This window comes from Actinomadura macrotermitis (assembly GCF_009604375.1).
GTDB classification, from domain to species: Bacteria; Actinomycetota; Actinomycetes; order Streptosporangiales; family Streptosporangiaceae; genus Spirillospora; species Spirillospora macrotermitis.
Genome location: NZ_WEGH01000003.1, coordinates 985,211 through 999,272 on the forward strand (window position 1 = coordinate 985,211; position 14,062 = coordinate 999,272).

At 73.5% G+C, this 14,062-nt stretch carries 12 protein-coding genes; 4 read left to right on the forward strand and 8 right to left on the reverse strand.

The features are described from left to right. Window positions 1-176 precede the first annotated feature (176 nt). The gene (locus ACRB68_RS25910) at window positions 177-608 is read right to left on the reverse strand and encodes a hemerythrin domain-containing protein (RefSeq protein ID WP_328594777.1); all 432 of its coding nucleotides are present in this window, start codon (window positions 606-608) and stop codon (window positions 177-179) included. Between ACRB68_RS25910 and ACRB68_RS25915 the strand changes: the two genes are divergently transcribed. Together ACRB68_RS25915 and ACRB68_RS25920 are read left to right on the forward strand one after the other, a co-directional pair. Then, on the forward strand, window positions 601-2,013 hold the full coding sequence (locus ACRB68_RS25915) for an MFS transporter (RefSeq protein ID WP_153536705.1): 1,413 nt from the start codon (window positions 601-603) through the stop codon (window positions 2,011-2,013). The two genes, ACRB68_RS25910 and ACRB68_RS25915, sit on opposite strands and share 8 nt — an antisense overlap. A gap of 415 nt (window positions 2,014-2,428) precedes the next feature. Continuing rightward, window positions 2,429-3,652, forward strand: coding sequence for a DUF2079 domain-containing protein (locus ACRB68_RS25920; protein ID WP_235960196.1), 1,224 nt, complete (start codon window positions 2,429-2,431; stop codon window positions 3,650-3,652). Window positions 3,653-3,677: 25 nt separating this feature from the next. On the opposite strand, the gene ptsP is transcribed toward ACRB68_RS25920, so the two are convergent. From ptsP to nagA, 7 genes are read right to left on the reverse strand one after another with little or no spacing between them, the layout of a single operon-like run. Further along, window positions 3,678-5,351 carry a phosphoenolpyruvate--protein phosphotransferase gene (gene ptsP / locus ACRB68_RS25925; protein ID WP_328594778.1) on the reverse strand — a complete coding sequence of 558 codons (1,674 nt, stop codon included), beginning with the start codon at window positions 5,349-5,351 and terminating at the stop codon, window positions 3,678-3,680. Further along, the gene (locus tag ACRB68_RS25930) at window positions 5,344-5,616 is read right to left on the reverse strand and encodes an HPr family phosphocarrier protein (protein WP_328594779.1); all 273 of its coding nucleotides are present in this window, start codon (window positions 5,614-5,616) and stop codon (window positions 5,344-5,346) included. The genes ptsP and ACRB68_RS25930 overlap by 8 nt, the downstream gene beginning before the upstream one ends. A 13-nt stretch (window positions 5,617-5,629) precedes the next feature. Then, the gene (locus tag ACRB68_RS25935; protein ID WP_153536709.1) at window positions 5,630-6,295 is read right to left on the reverse strand and encodes an HAD family hydrolase; all 666 of its coding nucleotides are present in this window, start codon (window positions 6,293-6,295) and stop codon (window positions 5,630-5,632) included. Further along, on the reverse strand, window positions 6,286-6,735 hold the full coding sequence (locus ACRB68_RS25940; protein ID WP_153536711.1) for a PTS sugar transporter subunit IIA: 450 nt from the start codon (window positions 6,733-6,735) through the stop codon (window positions 6,286-6,288). Before ACRB68_RS25940 ends, ACRB68_RS25935 begins: the two co-directional genes overlap by 10 nt. A gap of 22 nt (window positions 6,736-6,757) precedes the next feature. Then, complete coding sequence (locus ACRB68_RS25945) at window positions 6,758-6,991, reverse strand: glucose PTS transporter subunit EIIB (protein WP_153536713.1); 234 nt, start codon at window positions 6,989-6,991, stop codon at window positions 6,758-6,760. An 18-nt stretch (window positions 6,992-7,009) separates the two neighbouring features. Next, entirely contained in the window at window positions 7,010-8,053 is a 1,044-nt protein-coding gene (locus ACRB68_RS25950; protein ID WP_153536715.1) for an SIS domain-containing protein, read from the reverse strand. Further along, entirely contained in the window at window positions 8,050-9,108 is a 1,059-nt protein-coding gene (gene nagA / locus ACRB68_RS25955) for an N-acetylglucosamine-6-phosphate deacetylase (RefSeq protein WP_328594780.1), read from the reverse strand. Before nagA ends, ACRB68_RS25950 begins: the two co-directional genes overlap by 4 nt. A 260-nt stretch (window positions 9,109-9,368) precedes the next feature. Here nagA and ACRB68_RS25960 point away from each other — a divergent pair, with 260 nt between their 5' ends. Together ACRB68_RS25960 and ACRB68_RS25970 are read left to right on the forward strand one after the other, a co-directional pair. Beyond that, complete coding sequence (locus tag ACRB68_RS25960; protein ID WP_153536719.1) at window positions 9,369-10,667, forward strand: PTS transporter subunit EIIC; 1,299 nt, start codon at window positions 9,369-9,371, stop codon at window positions 10,665-10,667. A gap of 2,651 nt (window positions 10,668-13,318) precedes the next feature. Then, entirely contained in the window at window positions 13,319-14,059 is a 741-nt protein-coding gene (locus ACRB68_RS25970) for a GntR family transcriptional regulator (RefSeq protein WP_328594905.1), read from the forward strand. The last annotated feature ends 3 nt before the right edge of the window (window positions 14,060-14,062 follow it).

A 14,062-nucleotide genomic window follows, 5' to 3' on the forward strand; every position in this document is an offset into this window, starting at 1 on the left:
ATCAACCCCGGATGGGGAGACGGCGACGTCGCCGACCCCGGCGTTCCCAGCACGGAAGATCGACGACGAACTACGTTTGTAGCAGATTCCTCCCAAAAGCAGCACACCATCCGAAAATCCCGGCATGACAGCCGAACCGGCCCCTGGACCGCGGAAGCGGGCCCACCGGCCGGGCGTCAGGTGCCGAAGTTCCAGCGGTCCAGTGCGGCGTAGGCCGGCTGCCACTGGGCGGTGAAGGCGGCACGGGCGGGCGGGGGCAGCGGGGCGAGCATCGTCGCGGCGCCCTCCTCGGTGGCACCGTCCAGCAGCCACGGCAGCAGCCGGGGCGCGTCAGGGCCGATCAGCGGCAGCGTCTGGTCCTCCTCGTGCTTGAGGTGGCCGTTCAGACCGGTGTACAGGGAGTCGATCAGGTCCCCGAGCGGGGCGCCGGGGTCGGCCAGGGCCGTGCCGATCACCGCGATGACCTCGTCGACGGCGGCGTGCTCGGCCTCCATCGCCTCCAGCAGCGCCAGCTCGTCGGGCCGGTCCGCCAGCGTCTCGCGCAGCGCGGGCCACAGCGCAGCCGCCGACCACGCGCTCGCCGGGCGGTCCTTCGTACCGGTGGACACCCTCGCCTACGCCCTGATCTGGCGCTCCGACGCCGAGACCGACGCCATCCGCGCGCTCGCCGGCCTCGTGCGCGAGATGGGCGCGGCCCGCCTCGACCAACGCCGACCGCCCGGTAAAGCTTCGGCATTCAGGCGCGTGGACGGCCTGCGCCGCGCGCCACCATGGCCCATGCCGAAAGCGCCGACGACTCCTCCCCTCTACCGCGACCTGGGACGTGACGGCCGTCTTCTCGTCGCGGCACGCGCGCTGCGCACCTTCGGATACGGCTGCACCAGCGTGCTGCTGGCGCAGATGCTCACCGAGGACGGCGACGCGCCCTGGCAGGTCGGCCTGCTGCTGGCCGTCGCGTCGGCCGGATCGGTCGCCGCCAGCCTGGTCCTCGGCCTGTTCGCCGACGCCTGGGGGCGGCGGCGGGTGCTGACGGCCTGCGGCTGCCTGATGGCCGTGGCCGGCGTCCTGTTCGCGGTCAGCGAGTCCTACCCCGTCCTGATCGCCGCCGCGTTCATCGGCACCATCTCGCCGTCCACCAACGACAACACCCCCTTCTCCGGCGTCGAGCAGGCCGTCCTCGCCCAGACCTGCCCGGCCGGCCGGCACACCCGCGTCTTCACCTGCTACAACGTCGCCGCCATGGCGGCCGGGGCGCTCGGCGGCCTGGCCGCCGCGGGACTGGGCCTCCAGACGTGGGCGACGCCGGGCGACGCCGCGTTCGTCCTGTACGCGGGCCTGGCGGCCGGCACCGTGCTGCTGTTCCGGCGGCTGACGCCCGACGCCGAGGCCGTCCGGACGGTGGAACGCGGCGACGCCCCCGAGCGCACCGGAACGCGCGTGCCGGCCCCGGTACGCCGCTTGGCCGCCCTGTTCGCCCTCGACGCCTTCTCCGGCGGCCTGGCCGTCCAGGCGGTGCTGGCCTGGTGGTTCGCGCACCGCTACGGGGCCACCACCGCCCAGCTCGGCCTGGTCTTCTTCGCCGCGAACCTGCTGCCCGCCCTCGCCCAGCTCACCGTGCCCTTCCTGGCCGCCCGCCGGGGCCTGCTGGCCGCGATGCTGCTCCCGCACGCCGCCGCCAACGTCCTGCTGGCCTGCGTCCCGTTCGCGCCGACCCTCGGCACGGCGGTGGCCCTGCTGCTGGCCCGCCAGACCCTGTCGAAGATCGACGTCCCGGCTCGCCAGGCGTTCACCGCCGCCGCCGTCGCGCCCGCCCACCGCACCACCGCGGCCAGCATGACCAGCCTGGCCCGCAGCATCGCGGTCTCGGTCAGCCCCATGGCCGCGACCGCCCTGCTCACCGGCCCCCTCGCCCTGCTGGGGGCGCCCCTGCTGCTGGGAGCCGCGCTCGGCCTCGGCTACGACCTCACCATCTGGCGCACCTACCGCACCACGGCCACCCCCGCCGACGCCTAGTCACGGCGGTCAGGCTTGGGAGAACTCCAGGCGGAGGGGGACGCACCTCTACGTTACGCCGGAATAGACGGTCCGTCACCGGCCGAATTAATGGCACTGTGATCCATGTCATAGCGCTGCGGGAAACTTATGATCTCTTTTGCAGCTCACGCATGTCAAAGTCGCTGATTTGTTCATCGGCGGTGACCCAAGGGCGCGCGTCCTTGGTTGTCGGTGCCGGACGAGAACTCAATACTGTGGGGCTCTCCCGGCGCACGACGAATGCGAGTGATCCGTGCTGTCCCAGGCACTGCAAGGCCGTTCCCTCGCGCACGAGCGGGCGGCACTGGACGAGCCCGCGGCACGGGTCCCCTGGATCCTGGCCGTCGCCCTCGGGAGCGTCTACGCGCTCTTCTCCCTTCTCCGGCATCGGCGAATGGAGACGGCCGGGTATGATCTGGGAATTTTCGACCAGGCTGTCCGGTCTTATGCCCATTTGCAGATGCCGGTGGTCCCCCTGAAGGGGCCGGGATTCAACCTGCTCGGCGACCATTTCCATCCCGTCATCGCCCTTCTCGCGCCGCTGTACTGGCTCTGGGACGACCCGCGCATGCTGCTCGCCGCCCAAGGCGTCCTGTTCGCGCTCTCCACGGTTCCGATCTGCCGTTTCGCCATGGGGCGGCTTGGCCGAGATGCTGGAATCGGGGTGACCGTCGCCTATGGGCTGTCGTGGGGGCTGCAAGGGGCGGTCGCCTTCGACTTCCACGAGATCGCCTTCGCGGTCCCGCTGATGGCCTGCGTCATGGTCCGCCTGGCCGACGAGCGGTATCGGGCCGCCGTCCTGTGGAGCCTGCCGCTCCTGCTCGTCAAGGAGGACATGGGCCTCGCCGTCGCGGCCGTCGGCGGCTTCCTGCTCCTGCGCCGCAAGTGGCGGCTGGGCCTGGCGGCCGGCGCGGCCGGTGCGGCGGGGTCGGCGCTGGCCGTCCTGGTCGTCCTCCCGCATTTCAGCCCGTCCGGTGAGTACCGGTACTGGAATCAGATGGGCACGCCACCGGGGATCGCCGAGCACCCGCAGCGGCTCGTTCTGCTGCTCTGCGTCCTCGGGGTGACCGGTTTCGTGGCGCTGCGGTCGCCGCTGCTGCTCATCGCCGCCCCGCTGCTGCTGCCGCGGCTGGCGTCCGGCGTGTCCATGCAGTGGAGCACGGGCATCGTCCATTACAACGCGATCCTGATGCCGATCGTGTTCGTGGCGTTCGTCGACGGTGTCAGGCGGCTGCGCAAGCCGCTGCTCGCCCATACCGCGCTGGTCATCGCGCTGGGAGCGCTGCCGTTCCTGCCGTTCGCGCGGCTGGTCCAGCCGGGCTTCTACTCGACGCCGGCCCATGTGCAGGCGGCGCAGCGGCTGATGGCGCGTATTCCGGACGGGGCCGCCGTCGCCGCCGGGAACCGGCTCGTCCCCCAACTCACCGCGCGCTGCCAGGTCACCCTCTTCGCCGACGTGCACCACCGGCCCGTCGACTGGGTCATCGTCGACACCGGGCGGCTGACGGGTGTCCCCGCTCCCGAGGACGCGCAAAAAGCCGCACTGCGCGACCTGCCCGCACGCGGTTACGCCGAGGTCGCCCGGCAGGACGGGATCGTGCTGTTCCGTCGGCGGTGAGGCCCCGCGGCCTCACCGCCGACGGTCACAGACCGAGGTCTGCCAGCCCCGGCAGCACCGCGCGGGCCCCCTCGCGGGCCTCGGCGGCCGTGCGGGACGTGCGCGCCGCAGCAGCAGCGGCCCGGCACTCGGCGAGGGTGTGCCGGGCGAGCGCGGCCCGCACCAGCGGCAGCGACGGCGCGCTCATCGACAGCGACGTCACCCCCAGCCCGACCAGGACGCAGGCGAGCGCCGGGTCGCCCGCCGCCTCCCCGCAGACCCCGCAGGGCACGCCCGCCTTCGCCGCGTAGGACACAAGGTCCAAGATGGCCGGCTGCCAGGGGTCCTGCAGATGGGACAGGCCACCGATCTGCCGGTCGGCCGCGCAGGCGTACTGGGTGAGGTCGTTGGTGCCGACGCTGAAGAACTCCACTTCCGGCGCCAGGTCGCGCGCGCGCAGCGCCGCCGCCGGAACCTCGACCATGACGCCCGGGTGCTCGATGCCCGCCTCGCGGCAGGCCGCGGCGAACGCGGCGGCCTCGCCGGAGTCGGTGACCATGGGCGCCATCACCTGGAGCTTGGCCGTGGTGCCCTTGGCCGCGCGGGCAAGCGCGCGCAGCTGCGCCGACATGACGTCGGGGTGCCGTTGCAGCATCCGCAAGCCGCGTTCGCCGAGCGCCGGATTCGGCTCGTCCGACGGCGGCGGCAGGAACGCCAGCGGCTTGTCGGCGCCCGCGTCCAGTGCCCGCACCACGACGCGGCCGTCGGGGAACGCCTCCAGCACCTTGCGGTAGGCGTCCTCCTGCTCGCTGTCGGCCGGCGGGGCGGCGCGGTCCAGGAACAGGAACTCGGTCCGGTAGAGGCCGACGCCCTCGGCGCCGTTGGCGAGCGCCGCGGCCAGGTCCTTCGGGCCGCCGATGTTGGCCAGCAGCGGGACGGCGTGGCCGTCCTTGGTGGCGCCGGGCCCGGCCGGCTCGGCGAGGACCGACGCGCGCGCGGCCGCGGCGGCCCCGGCCTCCGCGACCTGCTCCTCGGACGGGTCGATGACGACCGTGCCCGCCGCGCCGTCCACCAGCACGACGGTCCCGTCGGGCAGCCCGGTCGCGCCGCGCAGCGCCACCACCGCCGGGACGCCCATGGTGCGCGCCAGGATCGCGGTGTGGCTGGTCGGCCCGCCCTCCTCGGTGACGAACGCCAGCACCTTCGCCGGGTCCAGCACGGCGGTGTCGGCGGGCGCCAGGTCCCGGGCGACCAGCACGAACGGCTCGTCGGACTCGGGGACGCCCGGCATCGGCAGGCCGAGCAGCCGCGCCACCGCGCGGTCGCGGATGTCGTCGAGGTCGGTGACCCGCGCGGCCAGGTAGTCCCCGGCCCCCGCGAGCATCTCCCGGTACACCCCGAACGCCTCGAACACCGCGCGGGCCGCGCCGACGCCGTCCGCGACGCGGGCGTTGACGCCGTCGGCCAGGCCGGGGTCGCGGGCCATCAGCGCCTGGGCGTTCAGCACGTCCCGGCCGTCGGTGTTGCCCGCCGCGGCGGCCTGCGCGCCGCGCGCCTCCAGGTCGGCGGCGACGGCGTCCAGCGCGGCCAGCGCCCGCTCGGCGTCGCCGGGCCGGGCCGGCTCACCGGCGGCCGGCTCGGGCACCGCGCCGGCGACGGTGCGCACCGGCCCGTGCCCGGCGCCGGGGCTGACGCCGGCGCCGCGCAGCAGCTCAGGCACTTTCGGGCTCCGGCTGCGACAGCAGCCGCTGCAGCCGCTCCAGCAGCTCGTCGGCGCCGTCGCCCTCGGCGCGCAGCGTGACCTCCTCGCCGTGCCGGGCGTCCAGGCCGAGCACCGCCAGGATGCTCTTGGCGTTCACCGGGTCGTGGCCGGGCCGGCCGACGGTGACGTCCATCGGCGCCTTGGCCGCGGTCTGCACGAACAGCGCGGCCGGGCGGGCGTGCAGCCCGACCTTGGACTCGATCTTGACGGTGCGCTCGCTCACTGGGAACTCCTGTTCAGGCCGCGGGCACCCGCAGCGCGGGGCCGGGCAGCACGTCTACTTCGCTGAGGTCGGCGACCACGTGGTCGGCCGCGGCCAGGGCGCGGCGCGACTGGGTCGTGGTCACGGCAATGCAGGTCATACCCGCCGCCTTGACGGCGGCCACCCCCGCGGGCGCGTCCTCGAACGCGACCATGTCGGCGGCGGGCAGGCCGAGCCTGGCGGCGGCGGCGAGGAAGCCCTCGGGGTCGGGCTTGCCGACCAGGACGTCGTCGGCGGTCACCACGACCTTCATCAGGTCCGCGACGCCGAGGGTGGCCAGCAGGCCCTCGGCGTACGGGCGCACGCCCGAGGTCACCACGGCCAGCGGCGTCCCGGCCTCGTGCAGCGCCCGCACCAGCGGCACCGAGCCGTGGACGGGCCGCACGGCCGGCAGGTCGGGGTCGTTCTCGTAGGAGACCGCCTGGTGGAACAGCTCCTCGACGGTCCGGCCCGGGAACAGGTGCAGCGTGTCGGCGAGCGCCTCGCGGCCGCGGCGCCCGGTGAACGACGACAGCAGCGCGTCGTCGCAGGGGACGCCGTGCGCGGCGAACAGCCGCGCCCACATCATCCGGTTCCGCGGTTCGGTGTCGATCAGCGTCCCGTCCAGGTCGAAGACCACCGCGGCGGGCGTCAGCTCCATGTGAACAGCTCGGTGCCCTTGTGCACCCGGCCGTCCTCCAGGACGCCCGCCAGGTCGGCGGCGCTCGCGTCGAGCGCGACGACGGCGCAGATCGGCGAGCGGCCGCCCGCCTCGATCGCGGCGGGGTCCCAGGACACCAGCGGCTGCCCGGCGTCGACCTCCGCGCCCTCGGCGGCCAGCAGCGTGAAGCCCTCGCCCTTCAGCTGGACGGTGTCGATGCCGAGGTGCACCAGCACCCCGTGGCCCTCGGCGTCCACCACCACGTAGGCGTGCGGGTGCAGCTTGACGATCTTCCCGGTGACCGGGGCGATGGCCTGGCCGGGGGCGCGGTCGGGGTCGACGGCGGTGCCCGGCCCGACCATGGCCTGGGCGAACACCGGATCGGGCACCCCGGCCAGGCCGACGACGCGGCCGGCGACCGGGGACAGTACTCGGGTCATGACGGTTGCCTCCGGGGGCGGCTCAGTCGAGGAGGTCCTCGATGTCGCTGGCGATGGTGTCGGCCTCGGGGCCGACCACGACCTGCACCACGGTGCCGCTGCGCATGACGCCGAACGCGCCGGCGGCCTTCAGCGCGGCCTCGTCGACCCGTCCGGCGTCGGAGACCTCGGTGCGCAGCCGGGTCGCGCACGGCTCGATCTCGACGATGTTGCCCGCGCCGCCCAGGGCGGCGACGATGGCCTCGGCCTTGTCCATGGTGTGTCTCCTCGGTTGTCAGTCGGTCTGGGTGACCTTGTTGAGGCCGCGCGGCACGTCCGGGTCCAGCCCGAGCGCGCGGGCCAGGTTCTCGACCAGGATCTGGCCGGGGACGATGAGGCCGAGCGGCGCGACCCATTCGGGCAGGTCGGGCCCGGCCAGCGCGGCGGTGCTCGCGCCGGCCAGCCCGGCGCCGCCGCCGATGCCGAACGCCTGCGCGCCGGCGCCGCGGACCCGCTCGGCGAGCGCGACGGTGCCCGGCAGCGTCGGGCCGCTGTCCGCGGCCACCAGCAGCGCCGGGGTCTGGGCGTCGACGACGGCGATCGGGCCGTGCAGCAGGTCGGCGTAGGACAGGCCCATGGCGTGCAGGTAGCACGCCTCCTTGATCTTCAGGGCGAGCTCCAGCGCGGTGCCGAACGCGATGCCGCGCCCGGACACGACCGCGCCGGGCACCCGCGCCAGCGCCGCGACGATCTCGGGCAGCGCGGCCGACGCCTCGGTCGCCTCGATCACCCGCGCCACCTCGTCCGGGACGCCGCGCAGCTCCTCGGCGTCCACGTCCGCGCCGAGGCCGAGGCCGAGCACCGCCAGCGCGGCCAGCTGGGTGGTGTAGGTCTTGGTCGCCGGGACGGCCAGCTCCTCGCCGGCCTCGGTGATCAGCGCGACCTCGGCGGCCTCGGCGAGCGGCGAGCCGGCGCCGTTGGTGACCGCGACGGTCCGGGCGCCGCAGCGGGCGGCCCAGTCCAGCGTCTGCACGATCTCCTCGGTCTTGCCGGACTGGCTGATCGCGACGGCGAGCACGCCCGACAGGTCCAGGTCGCGCTTGTAGGTGGTGGCGATGGACGGCGCGGCCAGCGTGGCGAGCCGGCCGGTGTGCGACTCCACCAGGTAGCGGCCGTAGACGGCGGCGTTGTCGGACGAGCCGCGCGCGATGAACAGCACCTGGCGGGTGTCCCTGGCGAGCCGCCCGATGTCGGACAGGCGCGGCAGCAGGCCGTCGATCGTGCGGCGCAGCGCGGCGGGCTGCTCGCCGATCTCGGTGCGCATGCGGCTGGTGCTCATGATCCCCCTCTGAAGACGTTCTGCCCGTTGATCCAGGTCGCAAGCGCCCGGTGGTCCGGCCCGAGCCAGACCAGGTCGGCGGCGGCGCCGGGAGTGATCCGGCCGAGGTCGGGGCGGCCGATCAGGTCGGCCGGGACCCGGGTGGCGGCGTCGATCGCGGTGACCGGGTCGACGCCGACGCGCACGCAGTTGCCGATCGCCTCGTCCAGCCGCAGGCCGGAGCCGGCGATGGTGCCGTCGGCGCGCAGCGGCGGGCCGGACTCGGGCATGGTGATCGGCTCGCCGCCGAGCTCGTAGACGCCCGGCGGCATGCCGGCGGAGGCGGCGGCGTCGGTGACCAGCACGACCCGCCCGGCGGCGGCGCGGAACACCAGCGCGCACACCTCGGGCGCGACGTGGTGCAGGTCGGCGATCAGGCCGGGGTGCAGCCGGTCGTCGACGAGGGCCTGCGCGGCGACGCCGGGTTCGCGGTGGTGGATCCCGGTCTGCGCGTTGAAGATGTGGGTGACCTTGCGGGCGCCGGCCTCGGCGGCGGCGGCGGTCTGCGCGGCGGTCGCGTCGCTGTGGCCGACGCTGACGAGCACGCCGGCGGCGGTCAGCGTGCGGATCGCCTCCAGCGCGCCGGCCCGCTCGGGGGCGAGGGTGACGAGCTTGACCAGGCCGGTCTCCAGCAGCGTCGCGATCGCCTCGGGCGTCGGGTCGACCAGGTGGGCGGCGTTGTGCGCGCCCTTGCGCTTCTCCGACAGGAACGGGCCTTCGAGATGCACGCCGAGGACACGGCTGCCCGGCGGCAGGCCCGGCATCAGGTCGCGCAGGCGCCGCAGCGCGGCGGCCTGCACGGAGACCGGGGCGGTGATGAAGGTCGGCAGGAACGAGGTCACGCCGGTCTCGGGCAGGCGGGAGACGACGGTGTGCCAGCCGGGCTCGGCGGCGTCCACCATGTCATATCCGTAGAAGCCGTTGACCTGCAGGTCGACCAGGCCGGGGGCGAGCACGCCGTCCGGCAGGTGGACGTCGGCGCCCGGCGGCGTCCCTTCGCCGACCTCGGCGATCACTTCGTTCTCGATCCGGACGAATCCCGGCGCGGACCGGCGGGTAGGACCTCCCCCGGGGGAAGTGATCAAGCTGTTCGCGGTGATGAGCAGCGATGCCATGCGTGCGCACTCTCTGTGACGCGGTGACCACGGGTCGCCGTCTCCGGCGACTGGTCTAGTCCGGACTAGACCAGTACGCACCATACTCCACCATCCGAACAGAGCAGAAGATGGCGGGCCGCACCGATGTGTCCGGCTCCGCTCGGGGAGGTCATCCGCTCATGAGTTCCACGGCCGTCACACACGGCTCCGGCGGCGGCGCCTGGCCGGCCACGTTCGCCGTGCTGCAGCGCATCGGGCGCAGCCTGATGCTGCCGATCGCGGTGCTGCCCGCCGCCGGCATCCTGCTCCGCCTCGGCCAGGACGACCTGCTCGGCAAGGACGGCCTCGGCTGGACCCGCGTCGCCGAGGTGTTCGCCGCGGCGGGCGGCGCGCTGCTGGACAACCTGGCGCTGCTGTTCGCCGTCGGCGTCGCGATCGGCTTCGCCAAGAAGTCCGACGGCTCCACCGGCCTCGCCGCCGTCGTCGGCTACCTGGTGTTCGACCGGGTCTCCAAGACGATGTTCGCGCACAGCTCCCAGCTGAAGGCCGACGTCGTGCAGCAGGTGCAGCAGGACGGCGCGCTCAAGGAGATGATCGGGTACGGGCTGAAGAACCCGACCCAGGTGCTCGGCGGCATCATCGTCGGGCTCATGGTGGCGCTGCTCTACCAGCGCTTCTACCGGATCAAGCTGCCGTCCTGGCTGGCCTTCTTCGGCGGCCGGCGCTTCGTGCCGATCGTCAGCGCGGCCGCCGCGCTGCTGCTCGGCGTGGTCTTCGGGCTGGTCTGGCCGGTGCTCGGCGGCTGGATCGACGACTTCGGCGACTGGCTGACCGGCCTCGGCGCCGTCGGCGCGGGCATCTACGGCGTCGCCAACCGGCTGCTGCTGCCGTTCGGCCTGCACCACATCCTGAACTCGCTGATCTGGTTCGTGTTCGGCTCCTACAAGGGCCCGGACGGCGTGGTGCACGGCGAGATCAACCGCTACCTGGCGGGCGACCCGCACGCCGGCACCTTCCTCGCCGGGTTCTTCCCGGTGCTGATGTTCGGGCTGCCCGGCGCGGCCATGGCGATCTGGCGGGCCGCGCCGCCGCACAAGCGCGGCGCGGTCGGCGGCCTGATGATCTCCGCGGCGCTCACCGCGTTCGTCTGCGGCGTCACCGAGCCGATCGAGTTCTCGTTCATGTTCGTCGCGCCGCTGCTGTACGGCATCCACGTGGTGCTGACCGGCGTGTCGATGTACGTGCTCGCCGCCGTCGACGCCCAGCTCGGCTTCTCCTTCTCGGCCGGGCTGATCGACATGCTGCTGAACGCGACCAAGAGCAACACCCGGCACCTGATCCTGATCGTCGGGCTCGGCGTCGTCTACTTCTTCCTCTACTTCGCGATCTTCTACTTCCTCATCAAGCGGCTGAACCTGCCGACGCCCGGCCGCGAGCCCGAGGAGGACGACGAGGGCGCGGCGGCGGCCCGGGAGTGACACGCCGGACGGCCCGGCCCGGACCGGACCACCCCTGGTCGGGATCCGGACGGCGGCGGAGCGGCGGGGTGCCGCGGGCACCCCGCCGCTCCGCCGTTCCCGGCCTTGACCTGCACATATTCACGATCTTGAGCTGACCTGCCGGTGACATTCCCGTTACTTGTTCGTGCATTGACACCTGTCCAGAAATTGTGGTCTAGTCCGGCCTAGACCAGTACGGCCCACATCGATCCACTCCCTCCCTTCAGGACGCCCCATGTGCACTCTCCCAACGGCTCACCGCACAAGCGACGGCCAGGCGAAGGCAGTGCGGGCGGATGGACAGGGGTTCGATTTCGTTGAACCGATCGATTCGCCCGCACGTTCGACGATGGTGGCTTAGCGTGTTCACCATGCCACCGTCCGAGATCACCCTTGAGGTGCCCGGCCATCCCGCGGCCGGACGCCCACGACCGGTGCCTCCTCAGGCGGCGGTGACCACGGGCGGGACCGGCCAGCGAAGGCGGGGCAAGAACAAACGGCCTGCCTGGCGGCGGCCGATGGATGTGCCGGTGTCGGTGGTGCGGTTGCCGCTGGTGGTGCCCGACGAGGCGACCCGGGTGCGGGTGGAGCGGCTGTTCGCCGCGGCATGGCAGGTCAAACGTGCGCTGCGGCGGGACGCTCGAGCCCGGGTGGACGCCTACTGGGCAGCGTCCGCCCGCCGCACGGCCCCGTCCGCCGTCCCGGGCGAGGACGCCGCTGAATGGCGAGAGAAGCTGGGATTGTCACGGGAGGGGCTGGAACGGGCCGCGTACCGGCATCTGGACTCCTCCGGGCATCTCAAGCACCACCTGTCCAAAGCGGTGGCGATGCACATCGCCGACGAGGTGTGGGCCGGAGTGGAGCGGCACCTGTTCCCCAACACCGCCGGACGCCGCCACGGCCGCCCGCGGCACGGCTCGTGGTGGAAGTTCACCCGCATCCCCGGCCGCGCCCGCTCCCACACCCAGCCCCGCAAGTGGGAGACGTTCCGGCTGCACGGCACCCTGGACGGGCACCTGGACACCTACCGCCACCCCGCCCTGCCCGCCGGTCTCACCCCGGCGCAGGTCGCCGCGCTCGCCGGGCGACCCGCTCCGCTCGGCCGGGCGGCTGCACGCGGCCGGACCGGGCGCCGAAACATCATGCGAGGACACTCGGTGCTGGCGCAGCCACGCCGCATGCCTGCCCCGGCCCTACCGGCTGTCCCGGGGCGGTCGTCGTGGTGGGAGTACCAGGGTCCGCTGGCACTGGTGTACGCCGGTGGCCCGGCCAGCGGACGCGGTGACCTGGTGTTGCCGGTGCGGTTGCCGCAGGGCGCGGGCCAGTGGCCGCACCTGCTGCACACCCTCGGCGACCCCGGCTGCTGGCACAAGGTCGACCTGGTCCGCCGACCGACTTCGCATGGCTGGGTGTACGAGGCGCACCTGCTCATCCTCAAACCCGCTTATCTTTCGCCCGGCACCCGGGCGCGCCGGGCGGCTGCGCCCAAGGACCGGCGGGGCGGGGTGGACGGCAACGTCTCCAACCTCGCCACCGTCTCCTTCCCTGTCCCGGCAGACCCGGTGCCTCCACACGAGACGGCCTGTGCGGCCTCCACCATGCTGACGCTGACGCCGGCCGAGCGCGGTGACCTGGCGCGGGCCGCGCGCAAAGCAGGCAGCAGGCAGCGGGCCATGGAGCGCTCGCGCCGCGCGGCCAACGCCGCCCAGTACGAACTCAGCCGCCGCCAGCGCAAACGCGAGAAGCGGCGTGCCGAGCGCGGGCTGCCTGCCCGGGCCGTGCCCGTGCCCGGCGGGGCACGCCGCGCCCGCACCAACGGCATCCCGCTGCGCTCACCCCGCCGCGACACCCTCTCGCGCAGCCACCAGCGCATCCGTGCACGGCACAACCGCGCCGCCGAACAAGCGGCGAAGGTACGCGCTGCGCACGCCCGGGATGTGGCCGGTGCGCTGGTGGGTGTGCACGGCCCGCACCTGGTCATCGAGGACTGCGACATCCGCACCTGGCACAGGCGCTGGGGCGCCGCCTGCGCCCGCTTCACACCGGGGCTGCTCATCACCGCCCTCGCGCGCGAGTGCGCCGCCACCGGCGGACGGCTCCTGCGCGCGTCGACGTTCACCACCGCGCTGTCCCAGCACTGCCTGTGCGGCCGACGCACCCCCAAAACCCTCGGTGATCGAGTGCACCGCTGCGACGGTGAGGGCGGATGCGGGCTTCAAGGTGACCGGGACCTGGTCGCCGCCGCTCTGGCTGCCTTCGTGCACTTCGGCGATCTTGATGATCCGCGCACGGCGCGGGTCGACTACACCGCTTCCCGGCACGCGATCAGCGTGTTCGGGCTTTCCACCGGGCCGCAAGGGGCCCTGACCGCGTCAACCGACACCCTGGACATTCCAGCACGATCGGGGCGTCCAGGAACGCCAGCCACCGCAAACTCCGCCCGCCCGCCACGACGGCGCAAGTGGAAGAACAACCCGGTGGCTTCTGCGCGGCGAACCCGGCAACGCGCTGTGCCGACCCCGGATGAGACCCCCGGCAAGCCAGGGGACCACGCCGGACAGACACAACCGCCGACCCGGCTGGCTGGAGAATCCATTACGGATCTACCACACAGACCTGAGGAACGCTCCGTGACGACCATTGACCCGAACAGCCCCGTCCCCAAGTACTTCCAGCTCCGCGCGATCCTGCTCGACCTGATCGACGGCGCCGAGCTGCCCGTCGACGCGCCGATCCCCTCGGAGCGCGAGCTGTGCACCCGGTACGGGCTCTCCCGGATGACGGTGCGGCAAGGGGTGGACCAGCTGGTCACGGAGGGGCGGCTGTACCGCGTCCCCGGCAAGGGCACGTTCGTGGCCCGGCCGAAGCTGGAGATGCCGCTGCGCCTGGTCTCCTTCACCGAGGACATGCTCGGCCGCGGGCTGCGCCCCGGCGCGGTGGACCTGGACCGGCGCACCGTCGCCGCCGACGCCCGGCTGGCCCGGCTGTTCGACGTCGAGCCCGGCACCCGCGTCCACGTCGTGGAGCGGCTGCGCACCGCCGACGGCGAGCCGATGGCGCTGGAACGCGCGCACATCCTCGCCTCGCTCGCCCCCGACCTGCTGGACCGGCGGCTCGCCGACCGGTCCCTGTACGGGGTGCTGGAGGCGGTCTACGGCCTGGTGTTCGACGCCGGCGACCAGACGATCGACGCCGGCCTCGCCGACGCCGCCGAGGCCCGGCACCTGCAGATCCCCCGCGGCAGCGCCGTGCTGCTGCTGCAGCGCCGCTCGTTCATCAACGGCGTCTGCGCCGAGCTCGGCGTCTCCACCTACCGCGCCGACCGATACCAGATCCACACCGCTCTCGGAAACCCCCCGTCACTCCCCTGAGAA